This window comes from Nocardioides sp. B-3, from assembly GCF_024703895.1.
GTDB lineage: Bacteria > Actinomycetota > Actinomycetes > Propionibacteriales > Nocardioidaceae > Nocardioides.
In genome coordinates this window covers 296,730-309,926 of record NZ_CP087968.1, presented here as the reverse complement: position 1 = coordinate 309,926, position 13,197 = coordinate 296,730, and the positions used below count along the sequence as shown (strand labels likewise).

Sequence of the window (13,197 nt, the reverse complement as noted above, 5' to 3'; positions counted from 1 at the left end):
GGTGAGCCCGGGCAGGCCTCAGCTGAGGTCGGCCGACAACGCCTTGCCGGCCCGGGTCAGTAGCGGCACGGCTCGCTCGACGAGTTCCTGCGACATCCGCTCGGCCGGGCCGGAGACGGACAGCGCGAGCCGGGTGGGTACGTCGGGCACGTTCACCGCGACGCAGCGGACGCCGATCTCCTGCTCGCCCTCGTCCATCGCGTAGCCGGTCTTCGCCGCCAGCACGAGCTGCTGGGCGAAGTCGTCGGGGTTGGTGAGGGTGTTGTCGGTGTGCCGCGGCATGCCGGTGCGTTGGAGCAGTTCGCGCACCTGCCCTTCCGGCAGCTCGGCCGGGATCGCCTTGCCGACGGCCGTGCAGTGGGGCAACACGCGACGACCGACCTCGGTGAACATCCGCATCGAGTGGCGCGACGGCACCTGGGCGACGTACACGATCTGGTCGCCGTCAAGCATCGCGAGGTTGGCCGACTCGCCGAGCTCGTCGACGAGGGCGGCGAGGTGCGGCTTGGCCCAGATGCTCAGCATGTTGGACGAGCTCTCGCCGAGCCGGATCAGGCGCGGGCCCGGGACGTATTGCCGCGACGGCTCCTGCCGGAGGTAGCCGAGGTCGACCGGGGTGCGGACCGGGCGGTGGATCGTGGGCAGGGGAAGCCCGGATGAGGTGGCGAGCTGGGAGAGCCCCATCATTCCGCCGGCGTCCGCCATCGTCTCGAGCAGCCCGAAGGCGCGCTCGATCGATTGCACGCCTCCAGAGCGTGCCTTCGGCTCTTTCTCCGCCACGTCAATCTCCTCAAGTTGGTTTCCGAATGGTGGAAGTGTAGCGCCGCCACCCAGAAGAACTGCAGGAGCGAACCGCAGGCGTGGAGCACCCTTGCACTTCCACAACGTAGATACTAGTATCCACAATACGAAATTACGCCGCTTTGAGAGGTCGAGAACCTTGGGTACTCCCAGTCCTGGCTATGCCGTCACCGTCCGTGTGGACACTCCTTCCTCCTCGGGTGCCACCGGCAGTCTCGTGGCTGCCGTTGCCGCGGCGGGGGAGCGGTCACCGCGCTCGACGTCGTCGAGTCTCACGCCGACCAGCTCGTCGTCGACCTCACCTGCGACGCCATCGACGCCGCGCACGTCGACGCCATCACCCGAGCATTGGCGGGGGTGTCCGGCGTCAGCGTGCGCAAGGTCAGCGACCGCACCTTCCTGATGCACCTCGGGGGCAAGCTCGAGGTCGTCCCCAAGGTGCCACTCAAGAACCGCGACGATCTGTCCCGCGCCTACACCCCCGGTGTGGCGCGCGTGTGCCTCGCGATCGCCGAGAACCCCGAGGACCTGCGACGGCTCACGATCAAGCGCAACACCGTCGCCGTGGTGACGGACGGTTCCGCCGTGCTCGGCCTCGGCAACATCGGCCCCGGCGCCGCGCTCCCCGTCATGGAGGGCAAGGCGGCGCTGTTCAAGCAGTTCGCCGACGTCGACGCCCGGCCGGTCTGCCTCGACACCCGGGACACCGAAGAGATCATCATGATCGTCAAGGCGATCGCGGTCTCCTACGGCGGCATCAACCTCGAGGACATCGCGGCACCGCGGTGCTTCGAGATCGAGCGCCGGCTCCGCGACGAGCTCGACATCCCGGTCTTCCACGACGACCAGCACGGTACGGCGATCGTCGTGCTCGCCGCCCTGACCAACGCGTTGCGCGTGGTCGGCAAGGACCTCGACCAGGTCCGGATCGTGGTGAGCGGGGTGGGTGCGGCCGGCAACGCGATCATCCAGCTCCTCCACGCCCGGGGCGCACGGCACATCGTCGCGTGCGACCGGCACGGCGCCGTACACCGTGGTCTGCAGGACCTCGACCCCGCGCGTCGTTGGGTCGCCGACAACACCAACCCCGACGACTTCACTGGCGGCCTCAAGGAGGCCATGGCCGGAGCCGACGTCTTCGTCGGCGTATCGGCGCCCAACCTGCTCGACGGCGCCGACATCTCGACCATGGCCGACGACGCGATCGTCTTCGCGCTCGCCAACCCCGACCCCGAGGTCGATCCCGTGGCCGCCGGCAAGCACGCGGCCATCGTCGCGACCGGGCGCTCGGACTACCCCAACCAGATCAACAACGTGCTGGCCTTCCCCGGCCTGTTCCGGGGCATGCTGGACGCGGCCGCACGCGAGATCACCGACGAGGTCATGCTCGCCGCGGCTCGCCATCGCGGACTGCGTCCACCCCCGACCAGCTGAATGCGAGCTACATCGTCCCGTCCGTGTTCGACCCCGCAGTCGCACCCGCCGTTGCGGCAGGTGTGCAGGCCGCGGCAACCCGGACGAAGCCAGTCGTGGAACAAGAGTCAGTCGCACAGGAAGAATTCGCACAGGAAGATTTGGTGTCTCGATGAGTGAGGGAGCAGTCATGCAGGAGTCCGGCAGCATCGAGGTGGCGGGGGAGCACGTCGTCGGCGCCGAACGCATCCTCACGCCTGAGGCGCTGGCCTTTGTTGCCGCACTGCAGCGCCGGTTCGGCGCTCGGCGCGACGAGCTCCCGGCCGCGCGCCGGGTGCGGCGCGACGAGGTGTCGCGCACGGGCAAGCTCGACTTCCTGCCGGAGACCGCGGACGTGCGCAGTGGCGACTGGAGCGTCACACCAGCGCCGGCCGATCTCCCTGGATCGTCGCGTCGAGATCACTGGCCCGACCGATCGCAAGATGACGATCAACGCCCTCAACTCCGGCGCCCGCGTGTGGCTGGCCGACATGGAGGACGCCAGCACCCCGCACTGGAGCAACGTGGTCGGCGGCCGGGTGAGCCTGTACGACGCCATCCGTCGCCAGATCTCGTTCACGTCGCCCTGGGGCAAGACCTACGAGCTGCGCGACGACCAGCCGTTGGCCACCATCGTGGTGCGTCCGCGCGGCTGGCACTTCGACGACCAGCATCTCCTCGTCGACGGCGAGCCGGTGGTCGGCGCCCCGGTCGACTTCGGCCTCTACTTCTTCCACAACGCCGCCGAGCTCATTGCGCGGGGGAGCGGTCCGTACTTCTACCTGCCGAAGACCGAGAGCCACCTCGAGGCCCGATTGTGGAACGACGTGTTCACGTTTGCCCGTGCAGAGCTGGGGATTCCGCACGGAACCGTCCGCGCCACGGTGCTGATCGAGACCATCCCGGCCGCGTTCGAGATGGACGAGATCCTCTACGAGCTGCGCGAGCACGCCTCCGGACTCAACGCCGGCCGCTGGGACTACCTCTTCAGCATCATCAAGTACTTCCGTGACTCGGGTCCCGACTTCGTGCTGCCCGACCGGAGCGCGGTGACCATGACCGCGCCGTTCATGCGGGCCTACGCCCAACTGCTGGTTCAGACGTGTCACCGCCGCGGCGCGCACGCGATCGGCGGCATGGCGGCCTTCATCCCCAGCCGCAAGGATGAGGACGTGAATGCCAAGGCCTTTGCCAAGGTCCGCGAGGACAAGGAGCGCGAGGCCGGCGACGGCTTCGACGGCTCGTGGGTCGCCCACCCTGACCTCGTCCCGATCTGTCGCGAGGTCTTCGACGGCGTGCTCGGCGACCGGCCCAACCAGGTCGACCGGATCCACGACGTGACCGTCACCGCCGCCGATCTGCTCGACCTCAAGGCCACCCCGTGCCGAGTGACGCGAGAAGGTCTGCACAGCAACGTCGAGGTGGCGCTGCTCTACCTCGAGGCCTGGCTCCGCGGACTGGGTGCCGTCGGCATCCACAACCTCATGGAGGACGCGGCCACGGCCGAGATCTCCCGCTCCCAGATCTGGCAGTGGGTCCACAATGAGTCAACGTTGGAGGACGGCACCGTGATCACGTCAACTCTCGTTCGAGAAGTGCTCGACCGGGAGCAGGCCCGCATCCTTGCGGCCGCCAACGGCACCGAGCACCGGTTCGCCGACGCCCGCACCCTGTTCGAGGAGGTCGCGCTAGCCGACGACTTCATCGACTTCCTCACCCTTCCGGCGTACGCCGCAGTGGTCTCGGCATGAGCGCGCACGACGCCCTGAGCGCGCTGGCCGACGAGCTCGACCAGCGACTGGCCGCGGCCGACGCCGAGCTGGTCGACAACTATCCGGGTGATCGTGGGACCCGTCAACCGGTGCACACCGTCTACGTCCCCGGCGACAAGTACGACGCCGACACGATCGCCACGTGGGGTGCCGGGGCTCGCGACGTCCTGTCCCAGCACGGTCGGTCCGTGATGGAGCTGGCCGAGGCGCTCGAGCTGCGCCCGAGCTCGGCCGTCGAGGTCTACGACCGGGTCCGCGCCAAGCTCGAGCGGGAGCCGATCGAGGACCTGCGCATCGACTTCGAAGACGGCTACGGCAACCGGCCCGACGACCGGGAGGACGCCGCCGTGATCGCCGCGGCCCGTGCCCCGGCCAGCAGCGTGAAGGCGGGCAACGCGTCGCCGTACCACGGGATCAGGATCAAGTCGTTCGAGGCGCCGACGCGTCGACGCGGTCTGCGCACGCTCGGCCTGTTCGTCGGCGAGCTCGCCGACGCCGACGCCGTCACCGACGGGTTCGTCATCACCCTGCCCAAGGTGACGTCGGTGGACCAGGTCGAGGCGATGGTGACTGCGCTCGAGACGATCGAGCGCGCCCACGGGATCGCCACAGGGACCCTGCTCTTCGAGATCCAGATCGAGACGCCGCAGTCCATCCTCGGTCCCGATGGCTCTGCCCTCGTGGCGAAGATGATCCACGCAGGCGGGCGACGGGTGACGGGCCTGCACTACGGGACCTACGACTACTCCGCCTCGCTGGGCGTCGCTGCGGCCTACCAGAGCATGGAGCACCCCGCCGCCGACCATGCCAAGGACGTCATGCAGGTCGCTGCCGCCGGCACCGGCGTGTTCATCTCGGACGGCTCGACCAACATCCTGCCCGTGGGCGACCGCGACGCGGTTCCGCTCGGCCCGGCGCCTGCACGTCCGGTTGGTACGACGCTCGCTGTCGCGCGGCATCTACTGGGGCTGGGACCTGCACCCGGCCCAGCTGCCGAGCCGGTTCGTGGCGACGTACGCCTTCTACCGAGAGGGCCTGCCCACGGCCGCGGCCCGCCTCCGCGCCTACGTGCACGGCGGCGACTCTGGCTATCTCGACGAGCCGGCGACCGCTGCCGCGCTCGCCGGGTTCGTGCTCCGCGGTCTTGAGTGCGGTGCCGTGACGCCGGCCGAGATCGACGAGCTGATCAAGGTGGAGGTTGCGGATCTCGCCCGCTTGGCGAAGCGACCGACGCCGGCCTGACGACCCCACTGAACGCCCGCCCTCCCGGACCTCCGTCCGGTTGGGCGGGCGCTCTGCATTTGGTGCCTCGGATTCGGCCAGATGTCCCTCGAACCCTTGACAGCCGCGTGTGAGCAAGCGCACACTATTCAACACGTGGAAAGAATATTCCATGATGCGGAAACTAGCGGAAAGTGTGGAATCGAACGATGAAGATTCTCGTCGTCAACGTCAACACGACCGCCTCGATGACCGACGCGATCGTCGCGTCGGCCCGGTCGGTGGCCTCTCCCGGAACCGAGATCCTCGGCCTCACGCCGTCGTTCGGGCCAGAGTCCTGCGAGGGCAACTTCGACAGCTATCTCGCTGCGGTTGGCGTGATGGATGCCGTCGCCCGCTACGAGGGTGAATACGACGCCGTGGTGCAGGCCGGCTTCGGCGAGCACGGCCGCGAGGGGCTCCGGGAGCTCCTCGACGTCCCGGTTGTCGACATCACCGAAGCAGCGGGCCACGTCGCCTCCCTGATCGGCCACAAGTTCTCCGTCGTCACCACACTTGACCGCACGGTGCCGCTGATCGAGGACCGGCTCAAGCTGGCCGGCCTCGATGCTCGTTGCGCCTCCGTCCGCTCCAGCGGGCTGTCGGTCCTCGAGCTCGAGGACAACCCCGGCGTGGCCGTCAAGGCGATCGTCGCAGAGGCCCAGCGCGCGGTCCATGAGGACAAGGCCGAGGTCCTCTGCCTCGGCTGCGGCGGCATGGCCGGCTCGGCCTGAGGCCGTCGGCGCCGCGACCGGCGTGCCCGTCGTCGACGGGGTCACCGCCGCCACCAAGCTCGCCGAGGCCCTGATCGGGCTGCGGTTGTCCACCAGCAAGATCCGGACCTACGCCGCGCCGCGCACCAAGCGGGTCACCGGCTGGCCACTCACACCCTCACCCGGGGCCTGAGCCCACCGGTCCTTCATCATCCCGCCCAACACCCGGAGTCAACAATGACCCAGCATCTCCCCATCGACCGGGGCCGCTGATCGCCCGGGATCCCAACGGTCGCCTCTACAACGAGGACCTCAAGCCGGCCGAGCCGCACGAGCGGCAGTGGAACACGTTCAGCCTCTTCTCGCTGTGGATGAACGACGCGCACAACGCCGGCAACTACAGCTTCGCGGCCGGTCTCTTCCTCCTCGGGCTCAGCCCGATCCGGGTAACTCTCGGGATCCTCGGCGGCGCCCTGATCATCTTCGGCGGCTGCTGCATGTCTGGCTTCATGGGGCACGACACGGGTACGCCCTACCCCGTTGTCAGTCGCCTCGCCCGGGGCATCTGGGGCGCCAACTTCCCGGCGCTGGTCCGGGGCACGGTCGCGATCGCCCGGTACGGCATCCAGACCTTCCTCGCCTCGATCGCGCTCAAAGTGCTCCTGCTGCGATTCATCCCGGGCACCGAGTCGCTCGTGGAACAGTCGTTCCTAGGCATGGACCTCCTCGGCTGGCTGGCGTTCCTGCTGCTCTGGGCGGTTCAGATGGCCGTGGTGGCCAAGGGCATGGAGGCGGTCCGCCACTTCCGGGGCTGGGCAGGGCCCGGAATCTGGGCGGTCATGATCGTGCTCGCGATCTGGATGTACGCGCAGGCAGGCTGGGACATCTCGTGGACGCAGGGTGGTGGTGGTGACCCGCTCAGCACCGGTGAGAGCTGGTACAAGACCTTCGCGGCCGTTGGCCTGACGGTGGGCGTGCTCGCCACCCTGATGCTGAACTTTTCCGACTTTGCCCGCTACTCCCCGTCCCGTGAGTCCGTGGTCAAGGGGAACGCGTGGGGACTGCCGTTCAACTGGACGGCGTTCGCGCTGACCTCGGTGATCATCTCCGCCGCGTCGGTGAAGGTGTACGGCGAGGCCGTGCTCGACCCGGCCGTCCTGCTGGAGAAGTTCGAGAACGACTTCGTGGTCCTGGTTGGCACCTTTGTCTTCGTGCTGGCCACCATCGGCGTGAATATCGTGGCCAACTTCGTGTCCGCTGCGTACGACATCTCCAACGTGAACCCGAAGCGAATCAGCTTCAAGACGGGCGGGATCATCACGTCGTGCCCGGCTCTGGTCTCCATGCCGTGGAACCTCTACAGCAGCCCGGAGATCATCGCCTACTTCCTCGGCGGCTTGGGTGCGCTGCTCGGGCCCTTCTTCGGGATCATGGCGGTCGACTACTTCCTGTTCCGCAAGGGCCGGTTCAGTATCCCGGACATGTACGACCCGACGCCGCGGTCGGCGTACTACTACAAGGACGGCGTGAACCCGCAGGCGATCATCGCGTTCGTGCCCTCGGCGGTCATTGCGCTGATGTTCGCGCTCGTTCCGGTGTTCTCGCCGGTGGCTCCGTTCGGCTGGTTCATCGGGTGCGCCCCGGGTGCGGTTGCCTACAGGATCGTCACTCGCGGCCGGGTCCCTGTCACGCCCAAGACGCTGGTCGAAGTCTGATCCCTTGCCTGTGAGGACCCGTGGCCCGGATCGGGCCACGGGTCCTTCTGGGTAGCCTGCTTCCATGCGCCCGGTCGCCGAGTTCACCACCGAGCCCTTCCACGGGGAGGGCGAGCCACCTGCACACGCGGCGGCCGCTCTTCGGGCTGCCGAGGAGGCCGGACTCGACTGCGAGTTCGGCCCCCTCGGCACCACTGTCCGAGGGGACGCCGAAGACCTCGTGCCCGCCCCCGGCCGACGTCCTCCGGGCTGCTCTGGAACATGGCGCCACCCGGTTCAGCCTGCAGGTCGAGCCCGCTGATGATTGAGCGGCACCCCTTGCTCGAGGCGGTCACTGCGTTGTTGGCCAGAATCGACGCAGAGCTGGTCGAGCCCGCGCGGCTCCGGCCGGACGACGTGCCTCTTGTGTGGGAGGGCGAGACGCTGGCTGGCGTGCGGCTCGCGTCCGCCGGGGAGGCGACGGGGACGCTGACCGCCCTGATCGACGAGGTCGCGGAGGAGATGGGTGCACCGCTGGCAGACCGGCGCGCGCCGACAAGCAGCGCGCAGTCCGGATGTTGGAGGAGCGGGGGCATTCACCTACCGCCGCTCGGCCGAGACCATCGCCGAGGCGATCGGGGTCAGCCGCTTCACCGTCTACAACTACCTGAACCGGACGCGCTGAACCGGAGTCTTCAACAAAGTCTTCAACAAACTGTTGACGTTCTCGAAGGGCCATGCCACGCTTGCGTGACGGAAAACACATTCCGTATCACGAAAGTTGGTGGACCGTGACGCTGGACGAGCTCAACACCCTGTGGGCGGACGCCCTGCGCCCACGGCTGCTCGCGTGCGCCGACGTCCCTGCCCGGACCGACGCGGTTCTGGCCGGCCGGCCGTACGCCGACCTCGATGACCTCGAGGCGACTGCGGACCGGGCAGCCCACGGCGTTCAATGCCGCCGACGTCGACCGCGCACTCGCCGCCCACCCGCGGATCGGCGAGCGGGCCGAGGGCGCCGGCACCGAGGCCTCCCGGTCCCGGGCCGAGCAGGCCGACGTCTCCCGTGACACCGACACGGAGCAGGCGCTGGCGGAGGGCAACCGGGCCTACGAGGACCGCTTCGGTCGGGTCTTCCTGATCTGTGCCACCGGCCTGTCCGGCGCCGAGATCCCGGCCTCCCTGCGGGCCCGGCTCGGGCACGACGACGCGATCGAACAGGCCGTGGTCACCGAGGAGCTGCGCAAGATCGCGCTGCTCCGTCTCCGCAAGGTGCTCGACTCATGAGCGCCGTCACCACCCACGTCCTCGACACCGCCCACGGGCGCCCGGCCGGCGGCGTACGTCTCCGACTCGAGCATCTCGACGGCGACCGGGTCGTCGTCCTCGCCGAGGCCGCGACCGACGAGGACGGACGCGTCCGCGATCTCGGACCCGACCGGGTCGAACCGGGCACCTACCGGCTGGTCTTCGACGTTGCGGCGTACGCCTCCGCGACCGGTCAGGCCTGCTTCTTCCCTGAGGTCGGCCTCACCTTCGCGCTGACCGACGCGACCCTGCACCACCACGTTCCACTTCTGCTCAGCCCGTTCGCCTATTCCACCTACCGAGGGAGTTGATCCCCATGGCCATCCGCCCGGGCCCCAACCAGTACGGCAAGGCCGAGAGCCGCGTCGTTCGCATCTACCGCGACACCCCGCGCCACCAGATCCGCGACCTGAACGTCTCGTCCGCCCTGCGCGGCCGGTTCGAGGACGCGCACATCAGCGGCGACCGGGGCGACGTGCTGCCCACAGACACCCAGAAGAACACCGCCTTCGCCTTCGCCAAGGAGAAGGGGGTCGACGCGATCGAGGACTTCGCGCTCGCCCTCGCCGACCGCTTCATCGACGCGACCCCCGCCGCCGACGGCGCCAAGGTCGAGGTCGAGGAGTACGCCCGGGACCGCATTCCGGTCGACGGCTCCGGCCACGACCACGCATTCGTGCGCACCGGCGGCGGCACCCGCACCACCGCGGTCAACGTCGACGGCCGCGGCGACGACCGGGTCGCGCACGTGATCTCCGGGATCAAGGACCTCACCGTGCTCAAGTCCACCGGCTCGGAGTTCTTCGGCTACCTCAAGGACGAGTACACGACGCTTCCCGAGACCCACGACCGGATCCTCGCGACGTCGCTGGTCGCGCGCTGGCGCTACGACGCCGCGTTCATCGCCCGCGGTGAGGTCGACTGGGACAAGTCCTACGAATCCGTCCTTGCACTCCTGCTCCAGCGCTTCGCCGAGATCCACAGCCTCGCCCTGCAGCAGACCCTGCACGGGATGGGGGAGTCGGTGCTCGAGCAGCACCCGGAGGTTGCCGAGATCAAGTTCTCCGCGCCCAACAAGCACCACTTCCTCGTCGATCTCGCGCCCTTCGGGCTGGAGAACCCGGGCGAGGTGTTCATCGCCGCCGATCGTCCCTACGGCCTGATCGAGGCCTCCGTGATCCGCGACGAGGCGACCGAGGCCGGCAACGCCCGGCTCGGCCTGCCCGGCTTCTGCTGAGGCTTGCGATGATCATCCGTCGTCGCACGACCGTGCCCGTCTCCACACGTCCCGAGGACCAGCGCCACCCACCCGGGCAGCTGCTGGCCTACGGCACCCAGCACATCCTCACGATGTACGGCGGCGTGATCGCGCCGCCCCTGATCGTCGGCGGTGCCGCCGGGCTGTCCGCCTCCGACATGGCGCTGCTGGTCACTGCAGGGCTGTTCGTCTCCGGCTTTGCCACGCTGCTGCAGACGCTCGGCCTCGGTCCGTTCGGCAGCAGGCTCCCGATCGTGCAGGGCATCTCCTTCGCCAGCGTCTCCACCATGGTGGCGATCGCCAGCGAGGACGGGCTGCGGCCGGTCTTCGGCGCGATCATCGTCGCAGGCCTGATCGGCCCGGTCCTGTCGTCGTTCTTCGCGCAGCTGGTGCGACTGTTCCCGGCCGTCGTGACCGGCAGCCTGATCACCGTCATCGGGCTCTCCCTGATGCCGGTCTCGTTCCGCTGGGCGATGGGCAACGACGAGTCGGCGTCGGACTTCGGCTCGATGGCGAACATCGGCTTCGCCGGCCTGACGCTGCTGATCATCCCGGTGATCAGTCGCCTGTTCCCAGGCGCAGTGTCGCGGCTCTCGATCCTGCTGGGTCTCGTCGTCGGCACCATGATCGCGGCGCTGGCCGGCAGGGCGGACTTCTCCGCCGTCGGCGACGCGCGTCCGTTCGCGGCGCCCGCGATCCTGCACTTCGGCACCCCGACGTTCGAGATCGGCGCGATCGTGTCGATGACCGTGGTGATGCTGGTGATCATGACCGAGACCACCGCCGACATCCCGGCGATCGGTGAGATCGTCGACACCGAGGTCGACGCGAAGCGGGTCGCCCGGGGGCTGCGTGCCGACATGGCCGCCACGACCGTGGCGCCGCTCTTCGGTAGCTTCCCCTGCAGCGCGTTCGCGCAGAACGTCGGCTTTGGTCGCGCTGACCGGCATCCGGAGCAGGTACGTCGTCGCGACGGGCGGCTTCTGTCCTGCTGCTGCTCGGACTGCTCCCGGTGGTAGGTGCCGTCGTCGCGGCCATCCCCTACCCGGTCCTCGGCGGCGCCGGCATCGTGCTCTTCGGCTCGGTGGCCGCCAGCGGCATCCGCACCCTGTCGCGCGTGGACTACGAGGACAACCTGAACATGGTGATCGTCTCGGTCGCCGTCGCGGTCGGCATCATCCCGATCGCCGCCCCGACTTTCTGGGACGCGTTCCCCGAGTCGTTCGGCGTGATCATGCACTCCGGCATCAGCGCCACGGCCATCGTCGCGGTGGTCCTGAACTACCTCTTCAACGAGGTCACCGCCGGCAACAAGCCCGGCGCCTCGGTCTTCGCGGCGTCCGAGGACAAGCGCGACAACTTCGGCGAGCGCCTCGACGACGACATCCGCCGCAGCAACTGAGCGCCGACCCGGCGGGGTGGGTTGGAGGATGCTCCAAGGCCCGCCCTGGAACCGGCTGCCGGTTCGTGGCTGCGGTGACTTACCCCGTCGGATCGGCGCGAGTTCACTGGAGTCCCACCCACGACCAGCGGGAGACAGGCCAATGCAGCTCACCCCCTCCGGCAGCCCAGTTGCCAGCCCAGTTGCCAGCACCGTGATCGACGGAGCTGCCATCGTCACCATGGACGGGTCGCGGCGCGAGATCGCTGACGGGTATGTCGTGGTGGAGGGCGACCGGATCACTGCGGTCGGAGCGGGCCGGGCGCCGGCGTTCCCCGGAGCCCGGGTCATCGACGGCCGCGGCTGCGTGATCACCCCGGGTCTCGTCAACACCCACCAGCACCTCTACCAGTGGGTCACGCGCGGGCTGGCCGCCGACGCGACGCTCTTCGAGTGGCTCACCACGCTCTACCCGGTGTGGGCCGGAATCGACGAGACGTCAGTCCACGTGGCCGCCAAGGCCGCGCTGTCCCGGTTGGCGCTGACGGGTTGTACCACGGCGGCCGACCACCACTACGTCTTCCCGCGGGAGGGCGGCGACCCGCTGTTCGCGTCGATCCCGGCTGCGGGGGAGGTGGGGCTGCGGTTCCACCCGGCCCGCGGGTCGATGGACCTCAGCCGTAAGGACGGCGGTCTCCCGCCGGATTCCGTGGTCCGGGATCGCGACGAGATCCTTGCCGCCACGGATGAAGCGATCACGCGCTGGCACGACCCGTCGCCCGGCTCGATGCTGCGGATCTCGGTCGCGCCGTGCTCGCCGTTCTCGGTCAGTGAGGGCCTGATGCGAGACGCCGCCGAGTTGGCCCGACGCCGCGGCGTACGCCTCCACACGCATCTCGCCGAAACCGTCGACGAGGCCGAGTGGTGCGAGGAGCAGGTCGGCTGCACGCCCTTGGAGTACGCCGAGCAGCTGGGGTGGGCAGGCCCCGACGTGTGGTTCGCCCACGGCATCCACTTCGACGACGCAGAGGTCAAGCGGCTCGGAACCGCCGCGACCGGTGTCGCGCACTGCCCGAGCTCCAACGCCCGCCCGGGCGCAGGGATCGCCCGCGCGGCAGACCTGCGCGAAGCCGGTTCGCCGGTCGGGCTCGGTGTCGACGGCGCCGCCAGCAACGAGGCGGGATCGCTGCTGGAGGAGGCGCGCCACGCAGTGCTCTTCGCCCGCGCCCGCAGCGGCCCGCGCGCGCTCGGCGTCCGCGATGCGCTGGAGATGGCCACCCTCGACGGTGCCCGGATCCTCGGCCGCGAGGACGAGATCGGCTCGCTCGAGGTCGGCAAGCTCGCGGACCCGGCCGTCTGGCGACTCGACACCCTCGCCCACGCCGGCATCGATGACCCGGTGGCTGCCCTTGTCCTCGGCACGCCGCCGCCGCTGGAGCTGCTGTTGGTCAACGGCCGACCCGTGGTCGAGCAGGGACGCATGGCCACCCCGGACGAGGACCTGCTGGCGGCGCAGGTCGGCAGGGTCCAGCGCGACCCGGTCCGCAAGGCAGGCTGA

The 13,197-nt window shown here is 69.2% G+C and carries 15 protein-coding genes and 2 pseudogenes; 16 read left to right on the top strand and 1 reads right to left on the bottom strand.

The window, feature by feature from the left end; all coding sequences use genetic code 11:
* Positions 1–18: 18 nt before the first annotated feature.
* Positions 19–744 (bottom strand): IclR family transcriptional regulator, encoded by a 726-nt coding sequence (locus LP418_RS02095; RefSeq protein WP_272496307.1) that lies wholly within the window; start codon positions 742–744, stop codon positions 19–21.
* Positions 745–1,158: 414 nt separating this feature from the next.
* On the opposite strand from LP418_RS02095, the gene LP418_RS02090 reads away from it, so the two are divergent.
* From LP418_RS02090 to LP418_RS02020, 16 genes and pseudogenes are all read left to right on the top strand, one after another.
* Complete coding sequence (locus LP418_RS02090; protein WP_442940086.1) at positions 1,159–2,235, top strand: NAD(P)-dependent malic enzyme; 1,077 nt, start codon at positions 1,159–1,161, stop codon at positions 2,233–2,235.
* Positions 2,236–2,386: 151 nt separating this feature from the next.
* Positions 2,387–2,545, top strand: a pseudogene (locus tag LP418_RS32145) (hypothetical protein); the annotation flags it as partial.
* A gap of 151 nt (positions 2,546–2,696) precedes the next feature.
* Complete coding sequence (gene aceB, locus LP418_RS02080) at positions 2,697–4,004, top strand: malate synthase A (RefSeq protein WP_257955050.1); 1,308 nt, start codon at positions 2,697–2,699, stop codon at positions 4,002–4,004.
* A pseudogene (locus LP418_RS02075) lies at positions 4,001–4,867 on the top strand (DUF6986 family protein); the annotation flags it as partial. The gene aceB and the pseudogene LP418_RS02075, both read left to right, overlap by 4 nt.
* Positions 4,830–5,267, top strand: coding sequence for a DUF6986 family protein (locus LP418_RS32140; protein WP_442940213.1), 438 nt, complete (start codon positions 4,830–4,832; stop codon positions 5,265–5,267). The pseudogene LP418_RS02075 and the gene LP418_RS32140, both read left to right, overlap by 38 nt.
* A gap of 188 nt (positions 5,268–5,455) precedes the next feature.
* Complete coding sequence (locus tag LP418_RS02070; RefSeq protein WP_257955048.1) at positions 5,456–6,019, top strand: aspartate/glutamate racemase family protein; 564 nt, start codon at positions 5,456–5,458, stop codon at positions 6,017–6,019.
* 22 nt (positions 6,020–6,041) lie between these two features.
* Complete coding sequence (locus tag LP418_RS02065; RefSeq protein WP_257955047.1) at positions 6,042–6,191, top strand: hypothetical protein; 150 nt, start codon at positions 6,042–6,044, stop codon at positions 6,189–6,191.
* 76 nt (positions 6,192–6,267) lie between these two features.
* The gene (locus LP418_RS02060; RefSeq protein ID WP_336276009.1) at positions 6,268–7,713 is read left to right on the top strand and encodes an NCS1 family nucleobase:cation symporter-1; all 1,446 of its coding nucleotides are present in this window, start codon (positions 6,268–6,270) and stop codon (positions 7,711–7,713) included.
* A 64-nt stretch (positions 7,714–7,777) separates the two neighbouring features.
* Positions 7,778–8,014, top strand: coding sequence for a hypothetical protein (locus tag LP418_RS02055; RefSeq protein WP_257955046.1), 237 nt, complete (start codon positions 7,778–7,780; stop codon positions 8,012–8,014).
* A 204-nt stretch (positions 8,015–8,218) separates the two neighbouring features.
* Positions 8,219–8,377 carry a helix-turn-helix domain-containing protein gene (locus tag LP418_RS02050; protein ID WP_257955045.1) on the top strand — a complete coding sequence of 53 codons (159 nt, stop codon included), beginning with the start codon at positions 8,219–8,221 and terminating at the stop codon, positions 8,375–8,377.
* 227 nt (positions 8,378–8,604) lie between these two features.
* Entirely contained in the window at positions 8,605–8,979 is a 375-nt protein-coding gene (locus LP418_RS02045) for a 2-oxo-4-hydroxy-4-carboxy-5-ureidoimidazoline decarboxylase (protein WP_257955044.1), read from the top strand.
* Positions 8,976–9,311 carry a hydroxyisourate hydrolase gene (uraH, locus tag LP418_RS02040; RefSeq protein ID WP_257955043.1) on the top strand — a complete coding sequence of 112 codons (336 nt, stop codon included), beginning with the start codon at positions 8,976–8,978 and terminating at the stop codon, positions 9,309–9,311. Before LP418_RS02045 ends, uraH begins: the two co-directional genes overlap by 4 nt.
* 5 nt (positions 9,312–9,316) lie before the next feature.
* Positions 9,317–10,237 carry a factor-independent urate hydroxylase gene (pucL, locus tag LP418_RS02035; RefSeq protein WP_257955042.1) on the top strand — a complete coding sequence of 307 codons (921 nt, stop codon included), beginning with the start codon at positions 9,317–9,319 and terminating at the stop codon, positions 10,235–10,237.
* Between the two features lie 32 nt (positions 10,238–10,269).
* Entirely contained in the window at positions 10,270–11,277 is a 1,008-nt protein-coding gene (locus LP418_RS02030; RefSeq protein ID WP_257955041.1) for a solute carrier family 23 protein, read from the top strand.
* Positions 11,271–11,660, top strand: coding sequence for a solute carrier family 23 protein (locus LP418_RS02025; RefSeq protein WP_257955040.1), 390 nt, complete (start codon positions 11,271–11,273; stop codon positions 11,658–11,660). Before LP418_RS02030 ends, LP418_RS02025 begins: the two co-directional genes overlap by 7 nt.
* Positions 11,661–11,802: 142 nt before the next feature.
* Complete coding sequence (locus LP418_RS02020; protein WP_257955039.1) at positions 11,803–13,197, top strand: 8-oxoguanine deaminase; 1,395 nt, start codon at positions 11,803–11,805, stop codon at positions 13,195–13,197.